The sequence below is a fragment of the Curtobacterium sp. MCBA15_013 genome, assembly GCF_001865095.1.
GTDB lineage: Bacteria > Actinomycetota > Actinomycetes > Actinomycetales > Microbacteriaceae > Curtobacterium.
Genome location: NZ_MJGQ01000003.1, coordinates 6,245 through 6,883, shown reverse-complemented (window position 1 = coordinate 6,883; position 639 = coordinate 6,245). Strand labels below are relative to the sequence as shown.

Annotated in this window: 1 pseudogene; it reads right to left on the bottom strand. The window is 69.0% G+C overall.

What is annotated here, in order from left to right:
- Nucleotides 1-471, bottom strand: a pseudogene (locus tag BIV01_RS19600) (hypothetical protein); the annotation flags it as partial.
- Nucleotides 472-639 lie beyond the last annotated feature (168 nt).

Here is a 639-nt window from a genome sequence, read left to right as displayed (position 1 = left end):
CGTCGAGAACTTGTAGCCCTGGGTCTTCGTGGTCTTGTACCGGATCGACACCCGACCCGTCTTGTGCGGGGCGTACCCGTCGGGCATGATCGCCGCGACGAGGGGCTGGCCCTTCTCGGTGTGCAGCGCGAAGTCGAGCACGCCGCCCTTCACGCTCAGGACCTTCGACGGCGCGTACTTCCCCTTGCCGGTCGTGTCCGTGAAGCCGTCGTAGAGACCGATCCGCGGGTACGTCGCCGCGAACTTGCCGACCGGCGCGGCACTGTCGAACCCGGCGCGGAACGTCTGCTTCCAGGTCCGGCCGTTCGTGGTGACGTTCGTCTTCGGGATCGTCCGGCCGTCCGGCACGGTCGAGGTCGCCTTCGACGAGGCGGGGAGGGCCGCTGCTCCGGCGGGCGCGCCGGCAGCGAGGCTGGTCGCGGCGACGAGTGCGATCGAGAGCGCGGCGACGAGGACGGACGGGGACCGCATGCTGACTGCCTCCTGCGTGGGGGTGTGCGTGTGTTGCGATGGCCGTGGTGCTTGTGCGATGGAGTATCGGGCGTCGCTGCTCGTCGGTTAGTCGATTCCCGGCCTGGATCCCCCGGCGTTCAGGTTCGCTGTACCCGACGTACCCGTCTACCCCCGATCGGTACAGCG